Genomic DNA, 24,022 nt, shown 5'->3' with positions numbered 1-24,022 from the left:
CATGGCTCTGCTCGAAATCGAAAATCTCTCGGTCGAATTTCCGACCCAAGGCGGCATCATGCGCGCCGTGGACGGCGTCAGCCTCAAGCTCGAGGAAGGCGAAGTTCTCGGCGTCGTGGGCGAATCCGGCTCCGGCAAGAGCGTCACGATGCTGGCGCTCATGGGCCTCGTGCCCTTCCCCGGAAAAGTGAAGGCCGACAAGCTGGTCTTCAACGGACGGAACCTCCTGACGATGTCCGACAGTGAGCGGCGCAAGCTCACCGGCAAGGACGTCGCCATGATCTTCCAGGAGCCGACGACAAGCCTGAATCCGTGCTTCACCATCGGCTTCCAGCTCGCCGAGACGCTGCGCCTGCACGAGGGCATGGACCGCAAGGCGGCCCATCGCCGGTCCATCGAACTTCTGGAGCAGGTCGGCATTCCTTCGGCGGAAAGCCGCCTTTCCGCTTACCCGCACCAGCTCTCGGGCGGCATGAACCAGCGTGTGATGATCGCGATGGCGATTGCCTGCAACCCGAAGCTCCTGATCGCCGATGAGCCGACCACCGCGCTCGACGTGACGATCCAGGCCCAGATTCTCGATCTGCTGATGAACCTGCAGAAAGAGCGCAACATGGGCCTCGTCATGATCACGCACAACATGGGCGTCGTCGCGGAAACGGCGAAGCGCGTGATGGTGATGTATGCGGGCCAGATCATGGAAGAGCGCGCGGCGGAGGATCTTTTCGCCTCGCCGCAACATCCCTACACCGCCGCCCTTCTCGCCGCGCTTCCTGAGCGCAGCGAAGGCGGACGGCTCGCCACCATTCCGGGTGTCGTGCCGGGTCTCTACGACCGGCCAAAGGGCTGCCTGTTCAGCCCGCGCTGCGCCTATGCCACCGATCACTCGCGCAATGTGCGCCCTGAGCTGCGCCCCTGGGCCGGCGGCCAGATCCGCTGCCACTATCCGTTGGGAGACCCGAGCCGGGAAGCCAACATGAAGAAAGATAATCCTCTTGGAGCGGAGGCCGCGTCGTGAGCGCTCCTGTCGTCGAAGCCAAAGGCCTCAAGCGCGTTTATGAGATCAAGCGCGGCCTGTTCAAGGAACCTGCCTACCTGCAAGCGGTCGGCGGTGTGTCTTTCTCCATCGAGCCCGGCAAGACCCTTGCGGTGGTGGGCGAATCCGGCTGCGGCAAGTCCACGCTTGCCCGCATGGTCACGCTCATCGAAAAGCCGACAGAAGGCGCGCTGGTCATTGACGGGCATGACGCCGTCAACCCGCCCGCCGGCATGGCCAAGACCCTGCGCCGCACGGTGCAGTTCGTGTTCCAGAACCCTTACGGTTCGCTGAACCCGCGCAAGAAGGTCGGCACCATTCTGGAAGAGCCTCTCGCCATCAACACCAATCTGTCGGCGTCCGAGCGCACGGAACGCGCGCGCGCAATGATGGCGAAGGTGGGTCTGCGCCCCGAGCACTACAACCGCTATCCGCACATGTTCTCCGGCGGCCAGCGCCAGCGCATCGCGATTGCCCGCGCGCTGATGCTCTCGCCGAAGCTCGTGGTGGCGGACGAGCCGGTCTCCGCGCTCGACGTGTCGATCCAGGCGCAGGTGCTCAACCTTCTCGCCGATCTGCAGGCAGAGATGGGCCTTGCCTATCTCTTCATCTCGCACGATCTCGGCGTGGTCCGTCACATCGCCCACGACGTTCTCGTGATGTATCTCGGCAATGTGATGGAGCAGGGACCGAAGGAGCGCATCTACGAGCGCCCGCTTCACCCCTACACGCAGGCGCTGCTCTCCTCGACCCCGGGCATTTCCGGCAAGAAGCGCGAGCGCATCGTGCTCAAGGGCGAATTGCCCTCGCCGCTCAACCCGCCGACGGGATGCGTGTTCTCGACCCGCTGCCCCTTCGTGACAGACCGCTGCCGCACCGAGCGTCCGGCGCTGCGCGAGCTCGATGGGCGCAAGGTCGCCTGCCACTACGCGGAACGGTTCCTAGAGGCGCCCGCCGCCTGAGCGGCGTGTCCTGAGACAATCAACGGCGCAGGTGCTCCCGCACTTGCGCCGTTTTCATTTGGCGCCTTCACGCGATGCCTGCGGCTCACCGGCCCGCTCCGCGCAGCGCGCAACGGCAGCGCTCAAGGTCACGACACAATCGTCAGCGCCGAAGCTTTCCGCGCTTGCCGCCGCCTCGGCATGCCAGATGCCGACAAGAACCGGGACATCGGGCATGCGATTCTTGAGACGCCGCACGAGATATCGCAGGCGCGCGGGTGTTCTGCCGGATTCGAGATAGGATACGCACACCATCATCACGCCTGCCGTATCGAGGTTTGCGATGGCGCCGCGGGAAACCGCGTCACCAGCGACAATCTGCACCCCGAAGCCGCGCCTGCGGAGGAGTTGCGCCAGCATCGCGGCCGCCGCCTCATCGAGAGTGCCGCGTCCGGCGATGCACATGATCGCGCCATCCTCCTTCCAGCGTGCATCTGTGGCTTCCGAGGCCTCCTCCGGCTTCACATCCTGATGTTCGGCAAGATCCTGCACCAGGGCATGTGCCACGTTGCCGATGCGGGCAAGCTGCCGGCTGGTCAGGACATCGCGCGCGGCGTCGTTCGCCGCCATCTGCAGTCCCTTGAGAGCCGTCTCGTCATAGTACGCCGCGAGGGAGCGTTCCTTCAAAATCGCCTCGGCGGATTCAAGCGCCTCGTCAGGGTCGCCCGCGAGCATGCGCTGGTAGAGATTTTCCGCAGGAGAGAGCGCGGGCCTGTCGCCCAAGAGCACATCGAGAAATTCCAGCCGTTCCACATGCCGTCCGAGCACCACCAGGCACAAGGTCAGCGGCGTTGCGAGCAAGAGGCCGACAGGCCCCCAAAGCCATGTCCAGAAAATCGCGGAGACCACGACGGCGAAGGGCGAGAGGCCCGTACTCTGCCCATAGACGAGAGGCTCCACGATCTGGCCCATGACCGGCTCGCCGATAAGGAACAAGGTCAGCGTCATCAGCGCCATCGTCCAGCCGGGATCGACGGCGGCGGCAAGCATGATCGGGAAAGCGGCGGCGATGAGAGAGCCTATGTACGGCACGAAGCGCAGCAACGCCGCGCAGATCCCCCAAAGGATCGGGCTTGGAACGCCGATTGCCCACAACCCCGCGGCGATGAACACCCCGAACGATGCATTGAGCGCGAGCTGGATGAGGAAGAAGCGGCTGAGGCGGCGCGCGGCATCGTCCATCGCCACCGTCGTGCGATGCAGGTCGCTGGACCCGAAGAGGCGGATCATCCGGTCCCGCAGATCTTCCCGCTGCAGCAGGATGAAGATCAGCACCACGAGCACGATGCCCGTGGTGGCGAAGGGCTTGAGAACCGGCACCAGAATGTTCTGCACCAGTTCAAGCGGCGTCGGCTCCGGTTGGTGGACCTCCACGGGCAGAGGCTTCTCCTCCGGCCCCGCGGGGCGCGTGGCGCTTGGCTGGGGCGGGGTCTCCTTCGTGGCTTTGCCGATCTCCTGCCCGATGCTGCGCACCATGCCCGGCAGCCGGCCGATCATGCCCTCGCGCAGGCCCGAAAGCTTCTCCCTCACCGTCGCCTGATAGGCCGGAAGCTCCTTTGCAAGCCCCGCGAGCTGGTATCCGATGACGCTGCCCAGAGAGAGCAGGATGCCGAGCGCCAGCACGACGGCAATGATGACCGAGGACACGCGGCCCAGGCGCCACCGCCGCAACAGGTCGACGAACGGGGCAATGACGAAGGCAAGGAGGATCGCCAGCGTGATTGGCAGGAAAATCTCACGCCCGACATAAAGAGCGGCCAGAACGCCGGCTCCGACAAGAAGGGTGAAAAGCCCGGAAATGCTGGGCACCTGCGGCGAGGGAACGCTGTTGTCGAAGGAGGTCGATTCGGGCGAGCGTTCGGGCATCGGCATCCTTCAGGGAGGCAGCAGAGGCGCCTGCGGCAATCTGTCAACGCGGGACGGCACGGATCGATCCTTTCCCCGGGCAAGTCTTGAGATTTCTTGATTTTTCCCCGTTCTGGGGCCTTTTGCCTCGCCTTTTGCACTGCAACATGGCACACATATCTGAGACAGGCGGCTTCCTATATCGGGCCGCTTGCGAGGCGCTTTTGCCCATGACGGTGACGACGCAAAAACTGAGCTTTTCGAGCGGGGACACGACCATTCTGGTGGAGGCCATCGCCTCCGGCGGCGAAGATCGCCGTCCAGCCGTCCTGATGCTCCACGGCGCCGACGGGCTGAAGGTGAACACGCGCTACCGCGAGGGCGCGCATGCCTTCGCGGCGGCGGGTTACCGGGTCTATCTCATCCATTACCTCGACCGCACGGAGGAGTGGCACGCCTCCCTCGCCACGCTGTTCCAGAACTTCAACCCCTGGCTTGAGACGGTGGGCGACGCGCTGGATTGGATGTCGCAGCAGCCAGAGGTCGATGCGGAGCGAATCGGCATCGTCGGCGTGTCGCTCGGCGCAGCGCTCGGGCTGATCGCCAGCTCCGATCCGCGCGTCAAGGCGCTCATCGCCTATTACGGGCCGTTGCCGTTCGGCACCTTCACCCGTGAGCCTCGCCTGCCGCCGACGCTGATCCTCCACGGAGCGCTTGATGCCGTGGTGCCCGTCGCCAACGCCTATGCCCTCGATGCGCTTCTGACACGGCGCGCCGTGACGCACGACATCCACATCTATCCGGGGCAGGGGCACGGTTTTCGCGGCAAGGCGCAAGCCGATGCCATTCAAAGGGTCATCGCCTTTCTGCGGACCCATATGCCCGATGACACCGGCTCCCCCGTGAACTCTCCCCTTCCCGTCGAGGTGTGAGGCCGGTACGTTGGCGCGGACAACGCAAGCCTTAAAGTGGACCGACATGGCCGAGACCGCCGCAACCAATCCGTTCTTCACCCTCTGGACCGGCCCGTTCGGCCTGCCGCCTTTCGACAAGATCGCGCCGGAGCATTTCAAGCCTGCTTTCGACAAGGCGCTTGCGGAGCAGCAAGAGGAGATCAAGGCCATCGCCGGCAGCCCTACGCCCGCGACTTTCGCCAATACCATCGAGGCGTTGGAGAAAAGCGGCGCGGCGCTCAAGCGCGTCAGTGCGGTTTTCTATAACCTTGCAGGGTCGCATACCAACCCGGCGATCCAGGGCATCGAGCGCGAGATGGCGCCGCTTCTCGCCAAGCACCGCAACAGCATCTTCATGAACGAGGCGTTGTTCGCGCGGGTCGAGGCTCTTCACAAGACGCGCGATTCGCTTAGCCTGACGCCGGAACAGGCGCGCGTGCTCGAGCGCTATCACACAATCTTCGTGCGCGCCGGCGCGCAGTTGCGCGGCGAGAGCAAGACGCGCCTTGCCGCGATCACGGAGCGCCTTGCCTCCCTCGGCACGCAGTTCTCGCAGAACGTTCTTGCGGATGAGACCTCCTATCGCCTCGTGATCGAGAAGGAGGCCGACCTTGCGGGGCTGCCGCCTTTCCTGCGCGAAGCCGCCGCGCAGGCGGCTGAAGAGGCCGGCCTCAAGGGCAAGCACGTCATCACGCTCTCGCGCTCGAGCATCGAGCCCTTCCTGCAATATTCCAGCCAGCGCGACTTGCGCGAAGAGGCCTTCAAGGCCTGGGCCCTGCGCGGTGATCTTGGAGGCAAGACCGACAACAAGGCGATCATCGCCGAGACGGTGCGGCTTCGAGCCGAGCGTGCGAAGCTTCTTGGCTATGAGACCTTCTCGCAGTTCAAGCTGGCCGACACGATGGCGAAGACGCCGCAGGCCGTGCGCGAGCTTCTCGACGCAGTCTGGAAGCCGGCGCGCGCCCGCGCGATGGACGAGCGCAACGACCTTCAGGCGCAATCACGCGGCGACAACATCACCATCGAGGCGTGGGACTGGCGCTATTACGCCGAGCAGGTGCGCATGGCGCAGCACGATCTCGATGAGGCGACGATCAAGCCTTACTTCCAGCTCGACCGCATCATCGAAGCCGCGTTCGAGACGGCGCATCGCCTGTTCGGCCTGAGTTTCAAGGAATTGCAGGACTTCCCCCGCTATCACCCCGACATCCGCGCCTGGGAGGTCACGAACGAGATTGGCGCACATGTGGGCGTCTTCATCGGCGACTATTTCGCGCGCCCCTCGAAGCGCAGCGGCGCGTGGATGAGCAGCTTCCGCATGCAGGAGAAGCTGAGTGCCGACATTCGCCCGATCATCGTGAACGTGTTGAACTTCTCCAAGGGCGGCAAGGGAGAACCGGCGCTGTTGAGCTTTGACGACGCGCGAACGCTTTTCCACGAGTTTGGTCACGCCCTGCATGGACTTCTCTCAAACGTGACCTACCCGCTTCTTGCCGGAACGAGCGTTTCGACCGACTTCGTCGAGTTGCCCTCCCAGCTCTACGAGCACTGGCTCTCGCAGCCGCAGATTCTGCGCCGCTACGCGACGCACTACAAAACCGGTGAGCCGATTCCGGAGGATCTCCTCAAGCGGCTCATGGCGGCGCGCAACTTCAACCAGGGTTTTGCGACGGTTGAATATCTCGCCTCCGCCTTCGTCGATCTCGATCTTCACTCGCTCACGTCTGCCGACGATCTCGACGTCGGCGCGTTCGAGAAAACGTCCCTCGACAAGATCGGCATGCCGCGCGAGATCATCATGCGCCACCGCACGCCGCACTTCGCGCATGTGTTCTCGGGAGACGGTTATTCGTCGGGCTACTACAGCTACATGTGGTCGGAGGTTCTCGACGCGGATGCCTTCAACGCGTTCGAGGAAACGGGCGACGCCTTCAATCCTGAAACGGCGGAAAAGCTCAAGCGTTTCATCTATTCCGCCGGAAACCTGCAGGATCCCGCAGCGGCCTACGTGGCGTTCAGAGGCCGCCTGCCGACGCCGGACGCTCTTCTCGCCAAGCGCGGGCTCGTGGCGACACCGGCCGCGTAAAAGTCAGAAGCTCGTTGCAGGTTCTTCGGGCAGCTTGATGTCGGACCTTGCCAGGTAGACCTTCCGCAGGACGCGGGTGGAAAGCCTGGCGGGTTCATCCTTCGGCGAAGGCTGACGGCACAGCACACGCAGAAGAAAGGCAGCCCCCTTGGGGTCTCTCTTCAAGGCGTTGGCATCGAGTACCGGCATCCTGAACTCCCTTTATCCTTTTTTGGTTTTTGAAGCTTTGCTGTAAAAACCAACGGCCAAGCAGGAGCCGGAGTTCCTCAGATTTCGGCGAAGCGAAGTTCGCTGAGCTGCAGAGACACCGTTCCCGGTTGCAAGATACTGGCGGGAAAGTGGGCTTTATTGGGGCCGTCAGGAAAGCGCTGCGGTTCGAGGCACAGCCCGGCGCGCGGGCCGTAGGACGCACCTGCAAGGCCTGGCACCGGCACGCGAATCTTATGCCCATCATAGAATTGCAGGCCAGGCTCCGTCGTCCAAAGCTCCATCGACAATCCGCTCACGGGCGATTGCAGGGTCGCCGCATGCGACAGTTCGCCCGACCGGCGAAGCACGTAATTTATGTCGTACGGCACGCTGGAATCTACAGGGCGAAGCTTGCGGAAGTCGTATGGCGTTCCATCAACGCTCGCGATCTCGCCTGTCGGAATCAGATCCGGATCCGTCAGCGTCATCTCATCGGCGGTGATCGTCAGGCGGTGGGACGCGATGTCCGCACTGCCATCGAGGTTGAAATAGCCGTGAGTGGAAAGGTTCACCGGCGTCGGCCTGTCGCTCGTCGCCTCAAGCGAGATGCGCAGCGTCGCGGGCGCAATGAGGGCGTAAGTGCACGTCGCGACGAGGCGTCCGGGATAGCCCATGTCGCCGTGCTCGGAAACAAGCGACAGGGTCACGCTTGAGCGCGTGCGGTCGATCACTGACCAGATGCGATTGCCAAACCCCTTCGGGCCGCCATGAAGCTGATGGAGCCCATCGTTCGCCACGAGCCGATGAACAGTTCCGTCGAGCATGAACTGCGCTTTGCCGATGCGGTTGGCATAGCGCCCTACGATGGCGCCGAAATAGGGCGAGTGCGCGAGGTAATCCTCGATGCTGTTGAGCCCCAGCACCACCCGCTGCGGACCGCGTGGCGCGGGCACGATGAGATCCCGCAACACCGCGCCCCAGGTGAGAATGCGCGCCTCAACGCCATCGTTCTCGAGCGTCACCTCGAAAACATCCTCGCCCGCGACAGAACCGAAGCGTTGGATGGTCATGCGCCTATCCGTGGAAGATCAGCGCCGGCAGGCCCCTGATGCCGGTTTCCACGGCGAAGAGATGACCGGCCATCGGGTCGATGGTGGCATCGCGCCCGATGGCGGCGGTGGTGATGTAGAGCGTCGTCAGGTCAGGGCCGCCGAAGGCGCATTTGGTCACCTGCGCCGTGGGGACCGGCAAGATGCGCTCGATGCTGCCATCCGGCCGGAAGCGTGTGACGCGGGAATCGCCCCAATGGCAGATCCACACATGCCCCTCCTCATCGACGCTCATGCCATCGGGATAACCCCAGCCTTCCTCGAAGCGCACGAAGACCCGCGCCGGCCCGAGCGTCCCGTCATTGAGGTCATGGGCGTAAACCGTCCGCCCCAGCGTGTCGGTCGCATAGAGCGTCCTGCCGTCCGGGCTGAACGCCGGGCCGTTGGTGATGGTAATGCCCTCGCGCAGACAGGTCAGCTTCTTGCCGTCCCAGCGCCAGAATGCGCCGGTGGGGCTTTTTTCCGAATCATCCATCGTCCCGAAATAGAGGCCGCCATCGGGGAACACATGCCCGTCGTTGAGCCGGTTGCCGGGCTTGTCCGGCTCTGGGTTCACGATCGGCTGGATCTGTCCGCCCCACAGATGGAAGCGATGGAGCCCGGACTTGAAGCCCGCGATCACCATGTCCGTGTCCGGCGTCAGCGCCAGGAAGCCGACCGGCTCGCGCGCGTCCACGCGGTCATGCTTGCCGGTCTTCGGCTCGTAATGCCAGATTCCGGGGTTCTTGATATCGACCCAGTAGACCGTGCCGGTGCGATGGTCCCACAACGTGCCTTCGCCGAGCACGCAGGCGCTCGCCACTGCGACATGAGGGATATGGGGGTGGATGAGGGGGCTGCTCATGTCGTCTCGCTTCCGATGAAGTCTGCGCCGGTTCGGCCTTGTTTCTGGGTAATACCTTTAACGCATGGGAGGAATTCGTTCCATGATCCCGCTTTAGGACTTCCTTACAAGCGCGATTGGCCCTAAACCGTCAGCCCAGATCCGAAAGGCCCCAGGCAAGGAAACGCGTCATGGCTCCGATGTTCCGCTGGCTCTCCCTTGGACTTGCACTCGCGCTCGGCGTCCCCGCCGCGCAGGCGCAGCAAGCGCCGATCAAGATCGGCGAGATGAACTCCTACAGCAAATGGGCCGCCTTCACGGTGCCATACCGCAACGGCTGGCAGCTGGCGCTGGATGAGATCAACGCCAAGGGCGGCGTTCTCGGGCGCAAGCTCGAAATCGTCTCCCGCGAGGACGGCGCGACCACGGGCGACGCCACCCGCGTTGCGGAAGAGCTTGTGAGCCGCGAGGGCGTCTCCTTCCTGTTCGGCTCGTTCCTGTCGAATGTCGGCGTCGCGATGGCGGACTTCGCCAACCAGAAGAAGATCGTCTACATCGCCGCCGAGCCTTTGACCGACGCCATCACGATGGCGCAGGGCAACCGCTACACCTTCCGTATCCGGCCCAACAATTACATGCAGGTTGGCATGCTGGTGGAAAAGGCCAAGGCTTCGGGCGCGAAACGCTGGGCCATCGTCGCCCCGAACTACGAGTACGGCCAGTCGGCGGCGGAAGTGTTCAAGCGGCTCATCAAGGAGCGCGTGCCCGGCGCGGAAATCGTTGCCGAGCAATATCCGGCGCTCGGCAAGATCGAGGCGGGCGCAACCGTCTCGGCCATCGAACAGGCCAAGCCCGACGGCATCTTCAACGTGCTCTTCGGGCCCGATCTCACCCAGTTCGTGCGCGAGGGCAACACGCGCGGCCTCTTCGAAAAGAAGACCATTCTCTCCCTTCTCACCGGCGAGCCCGAATGGCTGTTGCCGCTGAAGGATGAAGTGCCCGAAGGCTGGACCGTCACAGGCTATCCGTGGGACGAGATCGCCGAGCCTAAGCACAAGGCTTTCGTCGCGGCCTACCGCGCCAAGTACAACGACACGCCGCGCCTCGGTTCGCTGCTCGGTTACATGGTCGTCCACATGATCCGCGACACCATCGAGCGTGCCGGCTCCGTGGACACCGATGCGCTCATCAAGGCGCTCGAGAACGCGAAGTTCGACACCATCGTCGGCCCCGTGACCATGCGCGGCATCGACCACCAGGCCTCGATGGGCGCGTGGACCGGCAAGCTCGTGCTCAAGGGCGCAGCCGGCGGCATGATCGATTGGACATACAACGACGGCACGCCCTTCATGCCGAGCGAGACCGAAGTGAAGGCCGTGCGCAAGGAGTGAGCGAGGAGAGCGGGGCAGCGACTGAACTTACCTGTTCGTCTCTACAGGAAGGCTGATCCGTGGACCTTTCCTTCCTCGTCATTCAAGCTCTGAACGGGCTTTCCAGCGCATCCTCGCTGTTTATCGCCGCCTGCGGGCTCACCCTCGTTTTCGGCGTCACGCGCATCGTGAATTTCGCGCACGGCTCGCTCTACATGATCGGCGCCTACACCGCCGCGACTCTCGTGCCGAACCTTCTCGAATGGTCCTACGGGCCGGTGCCGTTCTGGCTCGGCATTCTCATTTCCGCATTGATCGTCGGCCTTCTCGGCGTCGTGATGGAAGTGCTGCTCCTGCGGCGCATCTATGGCGCGCCGGAACTGTTCCAGTTGCTCGCCACCTTCGGCGTCGTCCTCGTGGTGCAGGACCTCGTCGTGCAGATCTTCGGGCCGCAGGACATCCTGGGACCACGCGCGCCGGGGCTGCGCGCGCCGGTCGAGATCTTGGGACGGCGCTTCCCGTCCTATGAACTCGTTCTCATCGCCGCCGGTCCTCTCGTGCTCGGCTTCGTGTGGTTCATTCTCAAGCGCACCCGCTTCGGCGTTCTGGTGCGCGCGGCGACGCAGGATCGTGAGATGGTCGCGGCGCTTGGCGTGAACCAGGCGCTTCTGTTCACCGGGACGCTCTTTCTCGGCGCGTTTCTCGCAGGGCTTGGCGGGGCGCTGCAGGTGCCGCGCGTCGCCGCCAACAACGGCATGGATCTCTCCATCATCGCCGAATGTTTCGTCGTCACCGTCGTCGGCGGCATGGGCAGCGTGCCGGGCGCATTTCTCGCCGCGCTCATCATCGGCCAGTTGCAGGCTTTCGGCATTTTGCTTTTCCCGAAGATCACGCTCGTCGTCGTCTTCCTTCTCATGGCAATCACCCTCGCCATTCGCCCGAACGGCCTGTTCGGGCGCCCGGAGCATTTCAGCGGCGCGCATGCCATCGGCATCGCAAGCCATGCGCCCGGGCGCTTCAACGCCATCGCCGTGAGCGCGCTTCTCGTCGTTCTCGCCGCGCTGCCGCTCGTCGCGGATGAGTATTTCCTCAAGGTCGCGACCGAGATCCTGATCCTCGCGCTCTTCGCCTTCAGCCTGCAGCTTCTCATCGGCGTCGGCGGTCTCGTGAGCTTCGGCCACGCCGCCTTCTTCGGCCTCGGCGCTTACGGCGCGGCGCTCGGCGTGAAATGGCTCGGTGCCTCGATGGAGGGCGCGCTGCCGCTCGCTCCGCTTCTCGCCGCACTTGGCGCGATGGCTGTCGGCGCGCTCGTCGTGCGGCTGTCCGGCATCTATCTCGCCATGATGACGCTCGCCGCCGCGCAAATTCTCTACGCGGTCGCCTTTCAATGGGTCGAGGTGACGGGCGGCGACAACGGCCTCGTCGGCATCTGGCCTTCGACCTGGGCCGCTCCGCGATCCGTCTATTATCTCGTGACCCTTGCTCTGACGGCGGGCACGATGCTTCTGCTGAAGCGCATCATCGACGCGCCGTTCGGCTATGCCTTGCGCGCCATGCGCGATTCACAGGCCCGCGCCGAGGCGATCGGCCTTGAGCCTCGCACGCATCGCTGGCTCGCCTTCACCCTCGCGGGCGCCGCCGCGGGCCTTGCGGGCGGGCTCTATGCGTTCTCGCGCGGCTCCGTCGATCCGACGCTTCTCGGCATTCCGACCTCCGTCGATGCACTTACCATGCTGCTGCTCGGCGGCATTCAAACGATCACAGGGCCCATCGCGGGCGCCGCGGTGCTGCACACATTGCGCGACCAGATCATGCCGCTCACCGCGTTCTGGCGGCTGTTCCTGGGCCTGAGCATCATCGGCATGGTTCTCATCTTCCCGCGCGGGCTCATCGGCACATTGCGGTATTGGCGGCAGGCGTGAGCATGACGCTTCTTTCCGTCGAAAGCATCGACAAATCCTTCGGCGGTGTCGCCGCTGCGCGCGATGTCGGCTTCAGCGTGGAGCGCGGCGAGATGGTCGCGCTCATCGGCCCGAACGGTGCTGGCAAGTCGACCGTGTTCAACATGATTGGCGGGCAGCTGAAACCCGATCGCGGACGCATCCTGCTCGACGATGCTGACATCACCACCGCCTCGCCGCAGGAGCGTTTTCGCCGTGGCGTCGGGCGCACCTTTCAGGTGGCGCAGACCTTTCTCTCCATGAGCGGAATCGAAAACGTGCAGATGGCGCTCATCAGCGGCCACCATCAAAGCCGCCGTCTCTGGCAGCCCGCGCGCACACTCTATCGCGAGGAAGCCTTCGCGCTGCTGGAGTGTGTCGGCATGGTCGAGGCCGCTGACCGCCCGTGCTCGACTCTCGCCTATGGCGACGTGAAGCGCCTCGAACTCGCTATCGCGCTGGCAGGCGAGCCGAAGCTTCTTCTGATGGACGAACCCACCGCCGGCATGGCCCTGCGCGAGCGCGCGGCGCTGATGGATCTGGTGAGCACGATTGCTCAAGACGCGAAGATCGGCGTTCTCTTCACAGAGCATGACATGGATGTGGTGTTCGGCCATGCGGACCGGGTGCTCGTGCTGTTGCGGGGGCGTATCATCGCGGCGGGATCGCCAGAGGACGTGCGCAACGATCCGCAGGTGAGGCAGGCCTATCTCGGCGACAGCCATGCGCTTACGAGGTCCGTATGACGACGCCGCTGCTCGATGTCGCGAAACTGTCCGCGTCCTATGGCCGCGCGCAGGTGCTTTTCGATCTCTCGCTGCAGCTTCACAAGGGCGAGGTGCTCGCCCTCGTCGGGCGCAACGGGGCGGGCAAGACCACGACGTTGAAAGCGATCATGGGCCTCGTGAGCGCGCGGGCCGAGCGCCTCACCTTCTCCGGCTTTTCGCTCATCGGCTTGCCGACCTACCGCATCGCCCGTCTCGGCCTCGGCTACGTGCCCGAGGACCGGCGCATCTTCACGGACCTGACCATCGAGGAGAACCTCGAAGTCGGCCGTCGTGCGGGACGCCCCGGGCGCTCGCCCTGGACGCCTGAGCGGCTGTTCAAGCTGTTTCCCAATCTCGCCGGCATGAAGGGACGGCGGGGTAACGAGATGTCCGGCGGCGAGCAGCAGATGCTCTCCATCGCGCGCACCCTCATGGGCAACCCGGATGCGATCCTCCTCGATGAGCCCTCCGAGGGCATTGCCCCGGTCATCGTGGAGATGATGGCCGAGGCGATCTGCGCCATGAAGGCCGAAGGCGTGGCCATTCTCCTCTCCGAGCAGAACTGGGCCTTCGCCGCCGGAATCAGCGACAAGGCCTGCGTCATCGAGCGCGGCGCGATCCGGTTTCAGGGGCCGATGGCGGATTTCCTGGCCAACCACGCCCTGCGGGCGGAGACGCTCGGCGTCTAGGCTTTCTTAAGATCGCATGATCCGGGCGAACAACCGGTTTCCACTTGTTCTGATCATGCTCTAGCATTTGCTTGCAAAGATTGACGAATTCCGCCGAAAAGACGATATGCAGGCCTCCCGGCGCAGCCCGCGCCGCGCACTGAAACCCAATTTTTTTCAAGGAATTCCTAGTTCATGGGCGTTATCCATGTGACCGACCGCGAAGGCGTGCGCCACACTCTCGAAGCAGTCGAGGGCTGGCGCGTCATGGAGATCATCCGGGATTGGGGCCTGCCCATCGAGGGCCTGTGCGGTGGGGCCTGCGAATGCGCGACCTGCCATGTCTTCGTCGCCGAGGAGTGGCTGGACAAGCTCTATCCGCCGACCGAGGAAGAGGAGGACCAGCTCGACACGGTGGTGACGCGGCCCAACTCCCGCCTCTCCTGCCAGATCCTCTGGACCCCGGAGCTGGACGGGCTCGAAGTAACGCTTGCCCCCACGGGCGGCTGACCTGCGCTCAGGCGCATTGCAAAATTCGGCGGAAAGTGCTTTTCCGGGGCCTCTCGAAGGAGCCTGTTCATGACCGACAATATCGAAACGGACGTCGTCATCATCGGCGCGGGGCCAGTGGGCCTTTTCGCGGTGTTCGAGCTGGGCCTCCTCGACATCAAATGCCACCTGATCGACATTCTGCCGAAGATCGGCGGCCAATGCGCCGAGCTTTATCCGGAAAAGCCGATCTATGACATTCCGGGCTTTCCGATGGTGACGGGCCAGGGCCTCGTCGACAATCTCATGGCCCAGATCGAGCCGTTCCATCCCTCCTTCCACCTGAACGAGATGGTGGAAAGCGTCGAGCCCCTCGGCACGCCCGAGGCTCCGCTGTTCCGGGTCAAGACGGACGCTGGCACCACCTTTACCTGCAAGGCACTCATCATCGCGGCGGGCGGCGGTTCGTTCCTGCCCAAGAAGCCGCCTATCGACAACATCGAGGCCTATGAGGGCACCGGCGTGTTCTATGCCGTGCGCCATATGCACATGTTCAAGGACAAGAAGGTCCTGATCGTCGGCGGCGGCGATTCGGCCCTCGACTGGACGGTGAACCTGCAGCCGCTGGCCAAGCGCCTGACCCTTCTCCATCGCCGCGACGTCTTCCGCGCCGCCCCGCACACGGTGGAGAAAATGCGCTCCCTCGTTGCAGCCAGCGAGATGGACCTGCACCTCGGGCAGGTTGTCGAGCTCAAGGGCGAGGCTCCCTTGCTCGAAAGCGTGGTGATCCGCCGCGACGACAACACGACCTTCGAGGTCGAATGCGACGTGATGCTGCCCTTCTTCGGGCTGACCATGAAGCTCGGCCCCATCGCCGATTGGGGCCTGAACCTGCGCGAGAACCTGATCCCGGTGGATACGGAGAAGTTCGAAACGAGCGTCCCCGGCATCTTCGCCATCGGCGACATCAACACCTATCCGGGCAAGCTGAAGCTCATTCTCTCCGGCTTCCACGAGGGCGCGCTGGCCGCACAGAAGGTGCACCGCTACGTCTACCCCGAGAAGAAGCTTCTCTTCCAATACACGACCTCGTCCTCGAGCCTGCAGAAGAAGCTCGGCGTCGCTGCGTAACTAACCCCACAAGGGTGAGGGGAACGAAGCGCGCCTCTTGCGGAGGGCGCGCGTTCCTGAAACTCTGGGGGCATGAAGCCTCTTTCCGATCTTTCCCTTGGCCAGCGCGTGATGGCGCTGATCGAGGACCTTTCCCGCCATACCGACGAACCCGGGCGCCTGACGCGGCTTTACCTCTCGCCCGCACACCGCGCGGCGGCGGAAGCAACGAAAGGCATGATGCAGGCGGCCGGTCTTGCCGCCCATATCGACGCCCTCGGTTCCGTCGTCGGCCGCCTTGACGGCAAAAACCCGCAAGCGCCCGCTCTCATCATCGGCTCGCATATCGACACCGTGGTCAATGCGGGGCGCTATGACGGCAATCTCGGCGTCGTGCTCGGCATCGTGGTCGCCGAGGCGCTGAAGGCGGAAGGCATCGTGCCCTCCTGTCCCATTGAAGTCATCGCGTTCGGGGATGAGGAGAACGTGCGTTTTCCGACCACCCTTTCCACGTCGCTCGCCCTGTCGGGAAGCTACGACCTCGCCTGGCTCAACGGGAAGGATGCGCAAGGCATCACCCTTCGCGAGGCGCTGCAGAAATTCGGGGGCGATCCGGACGGCATCGCGGCGCTGAAGCGCGATCCATCGCGGTATCGCGGCTATCTCGAAGTGCATATCGAGCAGGGACCGCAGCTCGAAGCTCAGAACCTTCCTGTCGGCATCGTCACCGCCATCAACGGCGCGACACGCGCGCGGATACGCGTGACGGGCGAAGCGGGCCATGCGGGCACCGTGCCGATGGCGATGCGCCGCGACGCCTTTGCCGCCGCCGCCGAAATGACGCTCGCCATCGAGCGCATCGGTCTTCTGCATCCCGACACGGTCGCGACCGTCGGCGTCGCCACGGTGCAGCCGGGCGCGGTGAACGTCATTCCCGCTCAGGTGGATTTCGCTCTTGACGCGCGCTCGCCCGACGATGCTCAGCGCCATGCAATGGTTGAGGCTATCGCGAGCGAGTGCCGCGCCATCGCCGCGCGCCGTCGCGTCGATTTCACCTTCGAACCCTTCACGGATTCACCCGCGATGCCGATGGATCGCGGCCTCATGGGCGAGTTCGAGAAGAGCGTGAAATCGCTCGGCTTCCCGGCAAGGCTCCTGCCCTCCGGCGCGGGTCACGATGCGATGGCTGTCGCCGCGCTCTGCCCTGTCGCGATGCTCTTCGTGCGCTGCAAGGGCGGCATCAGCCACACCCCGGCGGAATCGATCACCGTCGAGGATGCGGATGTGGCGGCGCGGGCGCTGCTGGAGACAGTGAAAAGAATCGTTGCATGAGCCTGCCGCAAGAGCCGTTGCTGTCCTTCGAAAACCCAGACGAATCCGCAAAGCTGCACGAGACGATCCAGCAAGGGCTGCGTGCCTTCAACCGCGCCCTGTTTCCCGCGCATCGCAACGGGCAGGACATGACCATCGCCATTCGCGATGCTGCGACGGGGGACGCCGTCGGCGGCCTTCTCGGGCGCACATCCGGCGGGTGGCTTGGCATCGAACTGCTGTTCGTGCCGGAATCCTTGCGCGGCGGGGGACTGGCCTCACGGTTGATCGGCATGGCGGAGGAGGAGGCGCGACGGCGCGGCTGTCATTCCGCATGGCTCGATTCGCTCAACGCGAAAGCCGTCGCGCTCTATGAGAAGCTCGGTTATAGCCGCTTCGGCGAATTGCAGGACTACCCTCTCGGCAACAGCCGCGTCTTCCTGCAGAAGAAGCTTTAAGCGGCTTTCCAATCCTCCGCCAGAACCGCCCAGCGCTCATGATCGCGCCACTCGCCGCCGATCTTGAGATAACGCGGGGAGTAACCTTCGAGGCGAAAGCCGACGCGCTCGGCCAATGCGCGCGAAGCGAGGTTGTCCGGCTGGATGTTCGCCTCCAGCCGGTGCAAGTCGAACTCTCCAAAGGCTAAAGCCGCGACGTGTGACAGGCCTTCGCGCATGAGGCCGCGCCCATTCATGCTCGCGATGCCGTAATAACCGACGAAGGCATTCTGGAAGAGACCGCGCACGACTTCGTTCAAGTTGATAACGCCGGCAATGTGCCCGCTCGCGCGCTCCCGCACGATGAAGCCGAGATGGCGTTCACCGTCGCATCGGTTGAGATAGGTCATGAAGCCGACCTGATCGCGGCAGGGAAAGACCCACGGCTCGTGCAGTGCGATGCTCGCGAGGTTAGCGGCGACCAGCTCCTCGCCATCCTCGAAGCGCACCGGCTGAACCGAGACGCGGCTCATCGTCATTCCAGCGCGCCGATGGCGCTCTCGACCGCTTCGACCACGGCACCGGAGCGCACGAGATCGAGCGCCTGACGCATCTCGGCGGCATACCAGCGGTCGCCATCGAGCGCCGGCGGAATGACGGCGCGGATCGCTTCCAGCGCCGCGCGCGTGCCCTTGCCGAGCGGGAAATCCTTGGCGATGGGATCGACGAGGGTCAGCGCCTGCGCCGCCATCAGCAATTCGCCTGCGAGGATCTGCTCGACATTCTCGACGATCGTGCGCGCCTTGCGGCCGCACCATGTGGAGTTCGACACATGGTCCTCGGCGTTGGACTTGCCCGGAATGGAATCGACGGAGCCCGGCGTCGCAAGGCCCCGGTTTTCCATCACCAGCGCCGACATGGAGCACTGCACCGTGGCAAAGCCCGTGTTGAGGCCGCGCTTGCCCGCAAGCAGGTTGCGCGGCAGGCCGTAGGACATGGTGGGATCGATGAGGCGCGCGAGGCGGCGCTCCGAAATAGAGCCGAGATCGGCCATCGCGATGGCAAGAACGTCCATCGCCTGCGCAACGTATTGCCCGTGGAAGTGGCCGCCGGAGATCGAGACATAGCCGCCCTTGCCGTCATCGAAGATGAGCGGATTGTCGGTGGCGGAATTGACCTCGGTGCCGATGATGCGCTCCACATATTCCACCGCCTCGACAGCGGGGCCGTGAACTTGCGGCGTGCAGCGCAGGGAATAGACGTCCTGCACGCGCGGGCTCGCGGGCGTGCCGGGCTGGCGCGGCTCGTCGGGGAAGACGACATCGCGTGCGGCCTGCGAGCAGCGCTTCGAACCCTCGAGAATCCGCAGGAGATTGCGCGCGACGCGCGCCTGCCCCGGATGCGGACGGGCCTTGTGCACGCGCGGATCGAAGGCCGCGAGTTCGCCGCGCATCGCCTCCAGCGAAAGCGACATGGCGATGTCGGCATGCTTGAGGAGCTTTCGCGCATCGAAGGCCGCGAGAGCGCCGAGCGCCAACGATGTGGTTGAACCGTTGATCAGCGCCGAGGCGTCCTTCGCGCCAAGCTCGAAATCGGGATCGAACCCGGCCTTGGCGATGGCCTCGCGGGCGGGCAGCCGCTTGCCCTTGTAGACCATCTCCGCTTCCTGAAAACCGCAGACCGCGCCCGCCATGTGCGCGAGCGGCGCAAGATCGCCGGATGCACCGACCGAGCCCTTTTGCGGAATGATCGGATGCAGCCCCGCATTGAGAAAAGCGATGAGGCGCTCCACCAATTCGACACGCGGGCCGGAATAATTCGAGGCGAAGGCGTTGGCGCGCAACAACATCATAGCGCGGGTCACGTCCTCGGCGAAGGGCTCGCCGACGCCCGTGGCATGGGCGTAAACCGTCTTCTGCTGATAGGCCGCCATTTCGGCGATGAGAACGCGCTGATCCTTGAACAGCCCGACGCCCGTGTTGAAGGCGTACATGAGCGGCGCGTCGTCATGCATCCAGGTGCGGTCGATATAGGCCCGCGTCGCGGCGATCTTCTCCCGCGCCTCGGGATGCAGGACGGCCTTCTCGAACCGTCCCTTGCCGTTGGGCCGCGCCACGCGCGCCACGTCCCGGATCTTGAGCTTTGCCCCGTCGATCTTGACCGTCATGGTAATCCCTCGCCTTTGAACGAGGGATAGCGGGGCTCAAGGTCGCGCGCAACCGTCGCGGAACTAGGCGACGCAGCCGGAAACTGACATCGAGCACACGCTCAATCGGCCCTCTCCCCCTCAAGGGGGAGGGGATTTGTGTGCTGCGCCTCAAAGCGCGCGGCGCGCCACAAGACGCGCCGGAAGACCATCAAGCCTTGCCGAGACGCTTCGTCGTCTGCGGGTCGAAGAGGTGGACGTTCGCGGGGTCGATGGAGAGCGAGAGCTGCTTCGCATCCGCCGCAATCTGGCCGGTGGGGGCTTGGACGATGAAATCCGCCCCGCCGAGCTTGCCGTGGAAGAGCTGGGTCGCGCCGAGCTCCTCGACGAAATCAACGTTCATCGACAGCTGGCCGGTCGCGCCGGCGCGGACGTCCTCGGGGCGCAGGCCCACTTCAATGTCGCTGCCGACAGCGAGGCCGTCACGCATGTCGGAGACGGAGAGGCTCTGCCCACCGATGGAGACGCGGCCATTGCCCTCGACCTTGCCGGGCAGAATGTTCATGGGCGGGGAGCCGATGAAGGTCGCAACGAAACGGGTTTCAGGACGGCGATAGACTTCCGACGGCGAGCCGACCTGCTCGATCTGGCCGCCGCTCATGACGACGAGCTTGTCGGAAAGCGTCATCGCCTCGACCTGATCGTGCGTGACGTAGATCGAGGTCACACCGAGAGCCCTCTGCAGGCGCTTGATCTCCACGCGCATCTGCACGCGCAGCTTCGCGTCGAGGTTCGAAAGCGGCTCGTCGAACAGGAACACCTGGGGCTTGCGCACGATGGCGCGGCCCATCGCGACACGCTGGCGCTGACCGCCGGAGAGAGCGCGCGGCTTGCGCTCGAGGAACGACTCGATAGCGAGAATGCGCGCGGCTTCCTTGACGCGCTTCTCGATCTCATCCTTCGGCGTTTTGCGGTTCTTCAGGCCGTAAGCCATGTTGTCGTAAACGCTCATGTGCGGGTAGAGCGCGTAGTTCTGGAACACCATCGCGATGTCGCGATCGGCGGGCTCGATCTCGTTGACCACACGGTCGCCGATCTTCACCTCGCCGCCGGAAATCGTCTCAAGCCCCGCGATCATGCGCAGGAGGGTGGACTTGCCGCAGCCCGAAGGGCCCACGAGCACGCAGAAGGAGCCGTCCTCGATCCCGAGAGACACGCCCTTCACCGCCTCGACATTGCCCGCGTAAATCTTGCGGACGGTATCAAGCGAAACGCCTGCCATTGTTTCAATCCTTCACATCAGCTTCGCACCGGGTGCGAAATGCGATCATCTCATTGTTACAAAAAGCCCCGCACAAAAAGCGCGGGGCGGGCGCGGTTTCGCGCGTTATTTCTCGGTCTCCACGAGGCCCTTCACGAAGAAACGCTGCATAAAGATCACCACGAAGACAGGCGGCACCATCGCCAGAACCGCCGTCGTCATGGCGATCTGCCATTCGGTCAGCGCGTCCTGCGTGGTCAGCATCTTCTTGATGCCGATCACGATGGTCTGCATGTTGTCCTTGGTCGTGATCAGGAGCGGCCAGAGATACTGGTTCCAGCCGTAGATGAACTGGATCACGAACAGCGCCGCCATCGTCGTGACGGAGAGCGGCAGAAGCGTATCCTTGAAGAAGCGGAACGCCCCCGCGCCGTCGATCTTGGAAGCTTCCAGAAGCTCATCCGGAATCGTCATGAAGAACTGGCGGAAGAGCAGCGTGCCGGTGGCGGACGCGATCAGCGGCAGGATCAGGCCCGTATAGGTATCGAGCAGGCCGAGATCCGCGACGATCTTGTAGGTCGGGTAGATACGCACCTCGACCGGCAGCATGAGCGTGATGAAGATGATCCAGAACGCCGTGCGGCGAAGCGGGAACTTGTAATAGACCACCGCATAGGCCGAGAGGATCGAGATCAGGATCTTACCGATCGCAATGCCCATCGCCATGATGAAGGAATTGAGCATCATCATGCTCACCGGCTCGCGCGTTGAACGCGACGCGCCGATGAAGAGCGTGCGGTAGTAGTTCTCGCCCGCCTGGTCGCCCGGCACCAGCGGCATGTTGCCGTTGATGATCGTCGCCGCGTCGAAGGTCGAAGCGAGGATCGCCAGATAGACCGGGAAGGCGACGATGAGGACGCCTACCGCAAGAACAAGATAGGCGAGGATGTTTCTGTAACGTCTGTTCTCGACCATCAGTACTGCACCTTGCGCTCGACGAACTTGAACTGGAAGGCGGTGAGCGCGATCACGATGACCATCAGGATCACCGATTGCGCGGCGGAACCGCCGAGATCGCCGCCGACGCGACCATCGGCATAGACCTTGTAGACGAGAGTCGTGGTCTGGCCGGCAGGGCCGCCGCCCGTCACCGCGTCGATGATGCCGAAGGTCTCGAAGAAGACGTAGACGACATTGACCACGATGAGGAAGAACGTGGTCGGCGAGAGCAGCGGGAACACGATTGTCCAGAAGCGGCGGATCGGCTTGGCGCCGTCGATGGCCGCGGCCTCGATCACGCTGCGCGGGATCGATTGCAGGCCCGCGAGGAAGAAGAGGAAATTGTAGCTGATCTGCTTCCAGGTGGCGGAGAGCACCAGGAGGGTCATGGCGTGGTTGCCGTTGAGAAGCGGGTTCCAATCAAGGCCGAGGGCGCGGATCGGCTGCGAGAGCGTGCCGAGGGAGGGGTGGAACATGAAGATCCACAGCACGCCCGCAATGGCCGGAGCCACCGCGTAAGGCCAAATCAGGAGCGTCTTGAAAGCCTCGCCGCCGCGCAGCTTCTTGTCGGCCTGCGTGGCCAGCAGGAGCGCGCAGGCGAGCGAGAGAGTGCCGACGGCGAGCGAGAAGACCACCGTGGTCGACATCGCCTTGTAATATTCCGGCTGTGCGAAGAGATGGCGGTAATTGTCGAAGCCGACGAATTCGGATGAAAGCCCGAAGGCATCCTCCATCAGGAAGGATTGCCAGATGGCCTGCGAGGCCGGCCAGTAGAAAAAGATGAGCGTGATCGCGAGCTGCGGAAGAAGCAGCAGATAAGGCACGGTCTTGCTCGAAAAATGAGCCCGTTTTTCCATGTGGTTCAGCCCCCAGTGCCGGCAGAGATCGTTGTTCGACCGATCCTGCGAGGCCCTCATAATAAGATCATCCCGGGCAATCGGAGACTGCCCGGGATGAATTGTCGATGCGATTAAGTTTTAGCGGGCAACCGTGCGCTCGAACTGGCGCAGGAGCTGGTTGCCGCGGGAGACCGCCGCGTCAAGCGCGTCCTTGGCCGACTTCTGGCCGGCGAGAGCCGCCTCGAGTTCTTCCGACCACACATCGCGCATCTGCACCATGTTGCCGAGGCGCAGACCGCGGGAATTCTCGGTCGGCTCCTTGTTGGTCAGCTCGATGAGGGGGGTCTGCAGAACCGGGTTCTTCTCATAGAAGCCCGACGCCTTGGTCTTGTCGTAAGCCGCCTTGGTGATCGGGAGGTAGCCCGATTCCTGGTGCAGCTTGGCCTGACGGTCGGTGTCCGAGAGGAACGCGAAGAACTTCGCGACGCCCTTGTACTCTTCAGCGGACTTGCCGCCCATCACCCACAGCGAAGCGCCGCCGATGATCGAGTTCTGCGGAGCGCCGGCGACGTCCGGATAGTACGGCATCGGAACCGACGTGAAATCGAACTTCGCGTTGGCCTTCACGTTGCCGTAGAAGCCCGACGAGGTGAGCATGATGGCGCATTCGCCCGAGGTGAAGCGGCCTTCACCCGTGTTGGCGCGACCCGAGTAGTCGTAGGTCTTGTCCTTCTGCAGCTCGATCAGCTTCTCGAGGTGCTTGACGTGCAGCGGCGAGTTGAACTTCAGCTCGGTGTCGAAGCCGTCGAGGCCGTTGGCCTTGGTCGACAGCGGCACGTTGTGCCAGGCCGAGAACTGCTCGATCATCGCCCAGGTGGTCCAGGCCGAGGTGAAGCCGCAGGTCGAGTGGCCGGCAGCCTTGAGTTTCTTGCCCGCCTCGAACACTTCCGGCCAGGTCTTCGGAATCTCATTGACGCCAGCCTTCTTCAGCTCGTCCTTGTTGATCCACATGACCATCGAGGAAGAGTTGAACGGGAAGGAGAGCATCTCGCCCTTCGCCGTGGAGTAGTAACCGGTGATCGTCGGCAGGTAAGCCTTCGGGTCGAACTTCTCGCCCGTCTCAGCCATCAGCTGGTAGACCGGCTTGATCGCGCCCTTCGCGCCCATCATGGTCGCGGTGCCGACTTCGAAGACCTGCAGAATGTGCGGAGCGTTACCGGCGCGGTAGGCCGCGATGCCGGCGTTCATGGCGTCGGCGTAGGAGCCCTTGTAGGCGACGACGACCTTGTAGTCCTTCTGCGAGGCGTTGAACTCCTCGGCCAGCTTGTTGACCACGTCGTTGTTGGCGCCGGTCATGGCGTGCCACCACTGGATCTCGGTCTGCGCGAAGGCCGACGTGCTCGTGGCAAGCCCCATGGCCAGAGCGGCGAGGACGGTCCTCTTCATCATCGTTAGTCTCTCCCTTGTCATCCCGGCGGGATGGTCTTGTCGTTCATGCTCATCCGGACGCGAAGGGCGGATGACATTGTTATGACAAATTCATGACAAGCATAGCCGGCTCTAAAATGGAAGCCCTTTTGATAGGCAGGTCTCAACGGCTGGGGATGACGTTGTCTGGAAATTGCATCCCCTTACGGCACCCT

22 protein-coding genes are annotated in these 24,022 nt (G+C 63.8%); 12 read left to right on the top strand and 10 right to left on the bottom strand.

All coding sequences use genetic code 11. From position 1 onward, the window contains the following. The first annotated feature begins 1 nt into the window (after position 1). Both DQW91_RS04155 and DQW91_RS04150 read left to right on the top strand, forming a co-directional pair. Positions 2-1,018, top strand: coding sequence for an ABC transporter ATP-binding protein (locus tag DQW91_RS04155; RefSeq protein WP_112662253.1), 1,017 nt, complete (start codon positions 2-4; stop codon positions 1,016-1,018). Beyond that, entirely contained in the window at positions 1,015-1,998 is a 984-nt protein-coding gene (locus DQW91_RS04150) for a peptide ABC transporter ATP-binding protein (protein WP_112662252.1), read from the top strand. Before DQW91_RS04155 ends, DQW91_RS04150 begins: the two co-directional genes overlap by 4 nt. A 54-nt stretch (positions 1,999-2,052) precedes the next feature. Here DQW91_RS04150 and DQW91_RS04145 read toward each other — a convergent pair whose 3' ends face one another. Further along, positions 2,053-3,903, bottom strand: coding sequence for an AI-2E family transporter (locus tag DQW91_RS04145; protein ID WP_112662251.1), 1,851 nt, complete (start codon positions 3,901-3,903; stop codon positions 2,053-2,055). 209 nt (positions 3,904-4,112) lie between these two features. On the opposite strand from DQW91_RS04145, the gene DQW91_RS04140 reads away from it, so the two are divergent. Together DQW91_RS04140 and DQW91_RS04135 are read left to right on the top strand one after the other, a co-directional pair. Further along, the gene (locus tag DQW91_RS04140; protein ID WP_112662250.1) at positions 4,113-4,814 is read left to right on the top strand and encodes a dienelactone hydrolase family protein; all 702 of its coding nucleotides are present in this window, start codon (positions 4,113-4,115) and stop codon (positions 4,812-4,814) included. Positions 4,815-4,860: 46 nt separating this feature from the next. Continuing rightward, a complete protein-coding gene (locus DQW91_RS04135; RefSeq protein ID WP_112662249.1) occupies positions 4,861-6,921 on the top strand; it encodes a M3 family metallopeptidase in 2,061 nt (686 codons plus the stop codon). Between the two features lie 3 nt (positions 6,922-6,924). Here DQW91_RS04135 and DQW91_RS04130 read toward each other — a convergent pair whose 3' ends face one another. The 3 genes from DQW91_RS04130 to DQW91_RS04120 all read right to left on the bottom strand — a co-directional run bounded on the left by DQW91_RS04130 (position 6,925) and on the right by DQW91_RS04120 (position 9,063). Further along, on the bottom strand, positions 6,925-7,110 hold the full coding sequence (locus DQW91_RS04130) for a hypothetical protein (RefSeq protein ID WP_112662248.1): 186 nt from the start codon (positions 7,108-7,110) through the stop codon (positions 6,925-6,927). 77 nt (positions 7,111-7,187) lie between these two features. Beyond that, positions 7,188-8,180, bottom strand: coding sequence for an aldose epimerase family protein (locus DQW91_RS04125; RefSeq protein WP_112662247.1), 993 nt, complete (start codon positions 8,178-8,180; stop codon positions 7,188-7,190). 4 nt (positions 8,181-8,184) lie between these two features. Further along, the gene (locus DQW91_RS04120) at positions 8,185-9,063 is read right to left on the bottom strand and encodes an SMP-30/gluconolactonase/LRE family protein (RefSeq protein WP_112662246.1); all 879 of its coding nucleotides are present in this window, start codon (positions 9,061-9,063) and stop codon (positions 8,185-8,187) included. A 170-nt stretch (positions 9,064-9,233) separates the two neighbouring features. Between DQW91_RS04120 and DQW91_RS04115 the strand changes: the two genes are divergently transcribed. The 8 genes from DQW91_RS04115 to DQW91_RS04080 all read left to right on the top strand — a co-directional run bounded on the left by DQW91_RS04115 (position 9,234) and on the right by DQW91_RS04080 (position 17,155). Continuing rightward, positions 9,234-10,433, top strand: a complete 1,200-nt coding sequence (locus DQW91_RS04115; protein WP_112662245.1) for an ABC transporter substrate-binding protein — start codon at positions 9,234-9,236, stop codon at positions 10,431-10,433. Positions 10,434-10,492: 59 nt separating this feature from the next. Further along, complete coding sequence (locus DQW91_RS04110; RefSeq protein ID WP_112662244.1) at positions 10,493-12,334, top strand: ABC transporter permease; 1,842 nt, start codon at positions 10,493-10,495, stop codon at positions 12,332-12,334. Between the two features lie 2 nt (positions 12,335-12,336). Further along, positions 12,337-13,098 (top strand): ABC transporter ATP-binding protein, encoded by a 762-nt coding sequence (locus DQW91_RS04105; protein ID WP_112662243.1) that lies wholly within the window; start codon positions 12,337-12,339, stop codon positions 13,096-13,098. Beyond that, the gene (locus DQW91_RS04100) at positions 13,095-13,808 is read left to right on the top strand and encodes an ABC transporter ATP-binding protein (RefSeq protein WP_112662242.1); all 714 of its coding nucleotides are present in this window, start codon (positions 13,095-13,097) and stop codon (positions 13,806-13,808) included. The genes DQW91_RS04105 and DQW91_RS04100 overlap by 4 nt, the downstream gene beginning before the upstream one ends. 174 nt (positions 13,809-13,982) lie before the next feature. Then, on the top strand, positions 13,983-14,297 hold the full coding sequence (locus DQW91_RS04095; RefSeq protein WP_112662241.1) for a 2Fe-2S iron-sulfur cluster-binding protein: 315 nt from the start codon (positions 13,983-13,985) through the stop codon (positions 14,295-14,297). Between the two features lie 69 nt (positions 14,298-14,366). Next, positions 14,367-15,407: an NAD(P)/FAD-dependent oxidoreductase gene (locus DQW91_RS04090; RefSeq protein ID WP_112662240.1), complete on the top strand. Its 1,041-nt coding sequence runs from the start codon at positions 14,367-14,369 to the stop codon at positions 15,405-15,407. 72 nt (positions 15,408-15,479) lie between these two features. Beyond that, positions 15,480-16,718, top strand: coding sequence for an allantoate amidohydrolase (locus DQW91_RS04085; RefSeq protein WP_112662239.1), 1,239 nt, complete (start codon positions 15,480-15,482; stop codon positions 16,716-16,718). After that, positions 16,715-17,155 (top strand): GNAT family N-acetyltransferase, encoded by a 441-nt coding sequence (locus DQW91_RS04080; RefSeq protein ID WP_112662238.1) that lies wholly within the window; start codon positions 16,715-16,717, stop codon positions 17,153-17,155. The genes DQW91_RS04085 and DQW91_RS04080 overlap by 4 nt, the downstream gene beginning before the upstream one ends. Here DQW91_RS04080 and DQW91_RS04075 read toward each other — a convergent pair. The 6 genes from DQW91_RS04075 to ugpB all read right to left on the bottom strand — a co-directional run bounded on the left by DQW91_RS04075 (position 17,152) and on the right by ugpB (position 23,828). Next, a complete protein-coding gene (locus DQW91_RS04075; RefSeq protein ID WP_112662459.1) occupies positions 17,152-17,667 on the bottom strand; it encodes a GNAT family N-acetyltransferase in 516 nt (171 codons plus the stop codon). The two genes, DQW91_RS04080 and DQW91_RS04075, sit on opposite strands and share 4 nt — an antisense overlap. 2 nt (positions 17,668-17,669) lie before the next feature. Further along, positions 17,670-19,301, bottom strand: a complete 1,632-nt coding sequence (locus DQW91_RS04070; RefSeq protein WP_112662237.1) for an HAL/PAL/TAL family ammonia-lyase — start codon at positions 19,299-19,301, stop codon at positions 17,670-17,672. A 190-nt stretch (positions 19,302-19,491) separates the two neighbouring features. After that, positions 19,492-20,562: a sn-glycerol-3-phosphate import ATP-binding protein UgpC gene (locus tag DQW91_RS04065; RefSeq protein WP_112662236.1), complete on the bottom strand. Its 1,071-nt coding sequence runs from the start codon at positions 20,560-20,562 to the stop codon at positions 19,492-19,494. 105 nt (positions 20,563-20,667) lie between these two features. Then, a complete protein-coding gene (ugpE, locus tag DQW91_RS04060; RefSeq protein ID WP_112662235.1) occupies positions 20,668-21,516 on the bottom strand; it encodes a sn-glycerol-3-phosphate ABC transporter permease UgpE in 849 nt (282 codons plus the stop codon). Beyond that, the gene (gene ugpA, locus DQW91_RS04055) at positions 21,516-22,397 is read right to left on the bottom strand and encodes a sn-glycerol-3-phosphate ABC transporter permease UgpA (RefSeq protein ID WP_112662234.1); all 882 of its coding nucleotides are present in this window, start codon (positions 22,395-22,397) and stop codon (positions 21,516-21,518) included. Before ugpA ends, ugpE begins: the two co-directional genes overlap by 1 nt. 120 nt (positions 22,398-22,517) lie before the next feature. Continuing rightward, the gene (gene ugpB / locus DQW91_RS04050) at positions 22,518-23,828 is read right to left on the bottom strand and encodes a sn-glycerol-3-phosphate ABC transporter substrate-binding protein UgpB (protein ID WP_245410886.1); all 1,311 of its coding nucleotides are present in this window, start codon (positions 23,826-23,828) and stop codon (positions 22,518-22,520) included. Positions 23,829-24,022 lie beyond the last annotated feature (194 nt).

It is taken from the genome of Microvirga flavescens, assembly GCF_003290125.1.
Lineage (GTDB): Bacteria > Pseudomonadota > Alphaproteobacteria > Rhizobiales > Beijerinckiaceae > Microvirga > Microvirga flavescens.
Note: the sequence above shows the minus strand (reverse complement) of the source record. Positions and strands in the feature narration are given on the sequence as shown.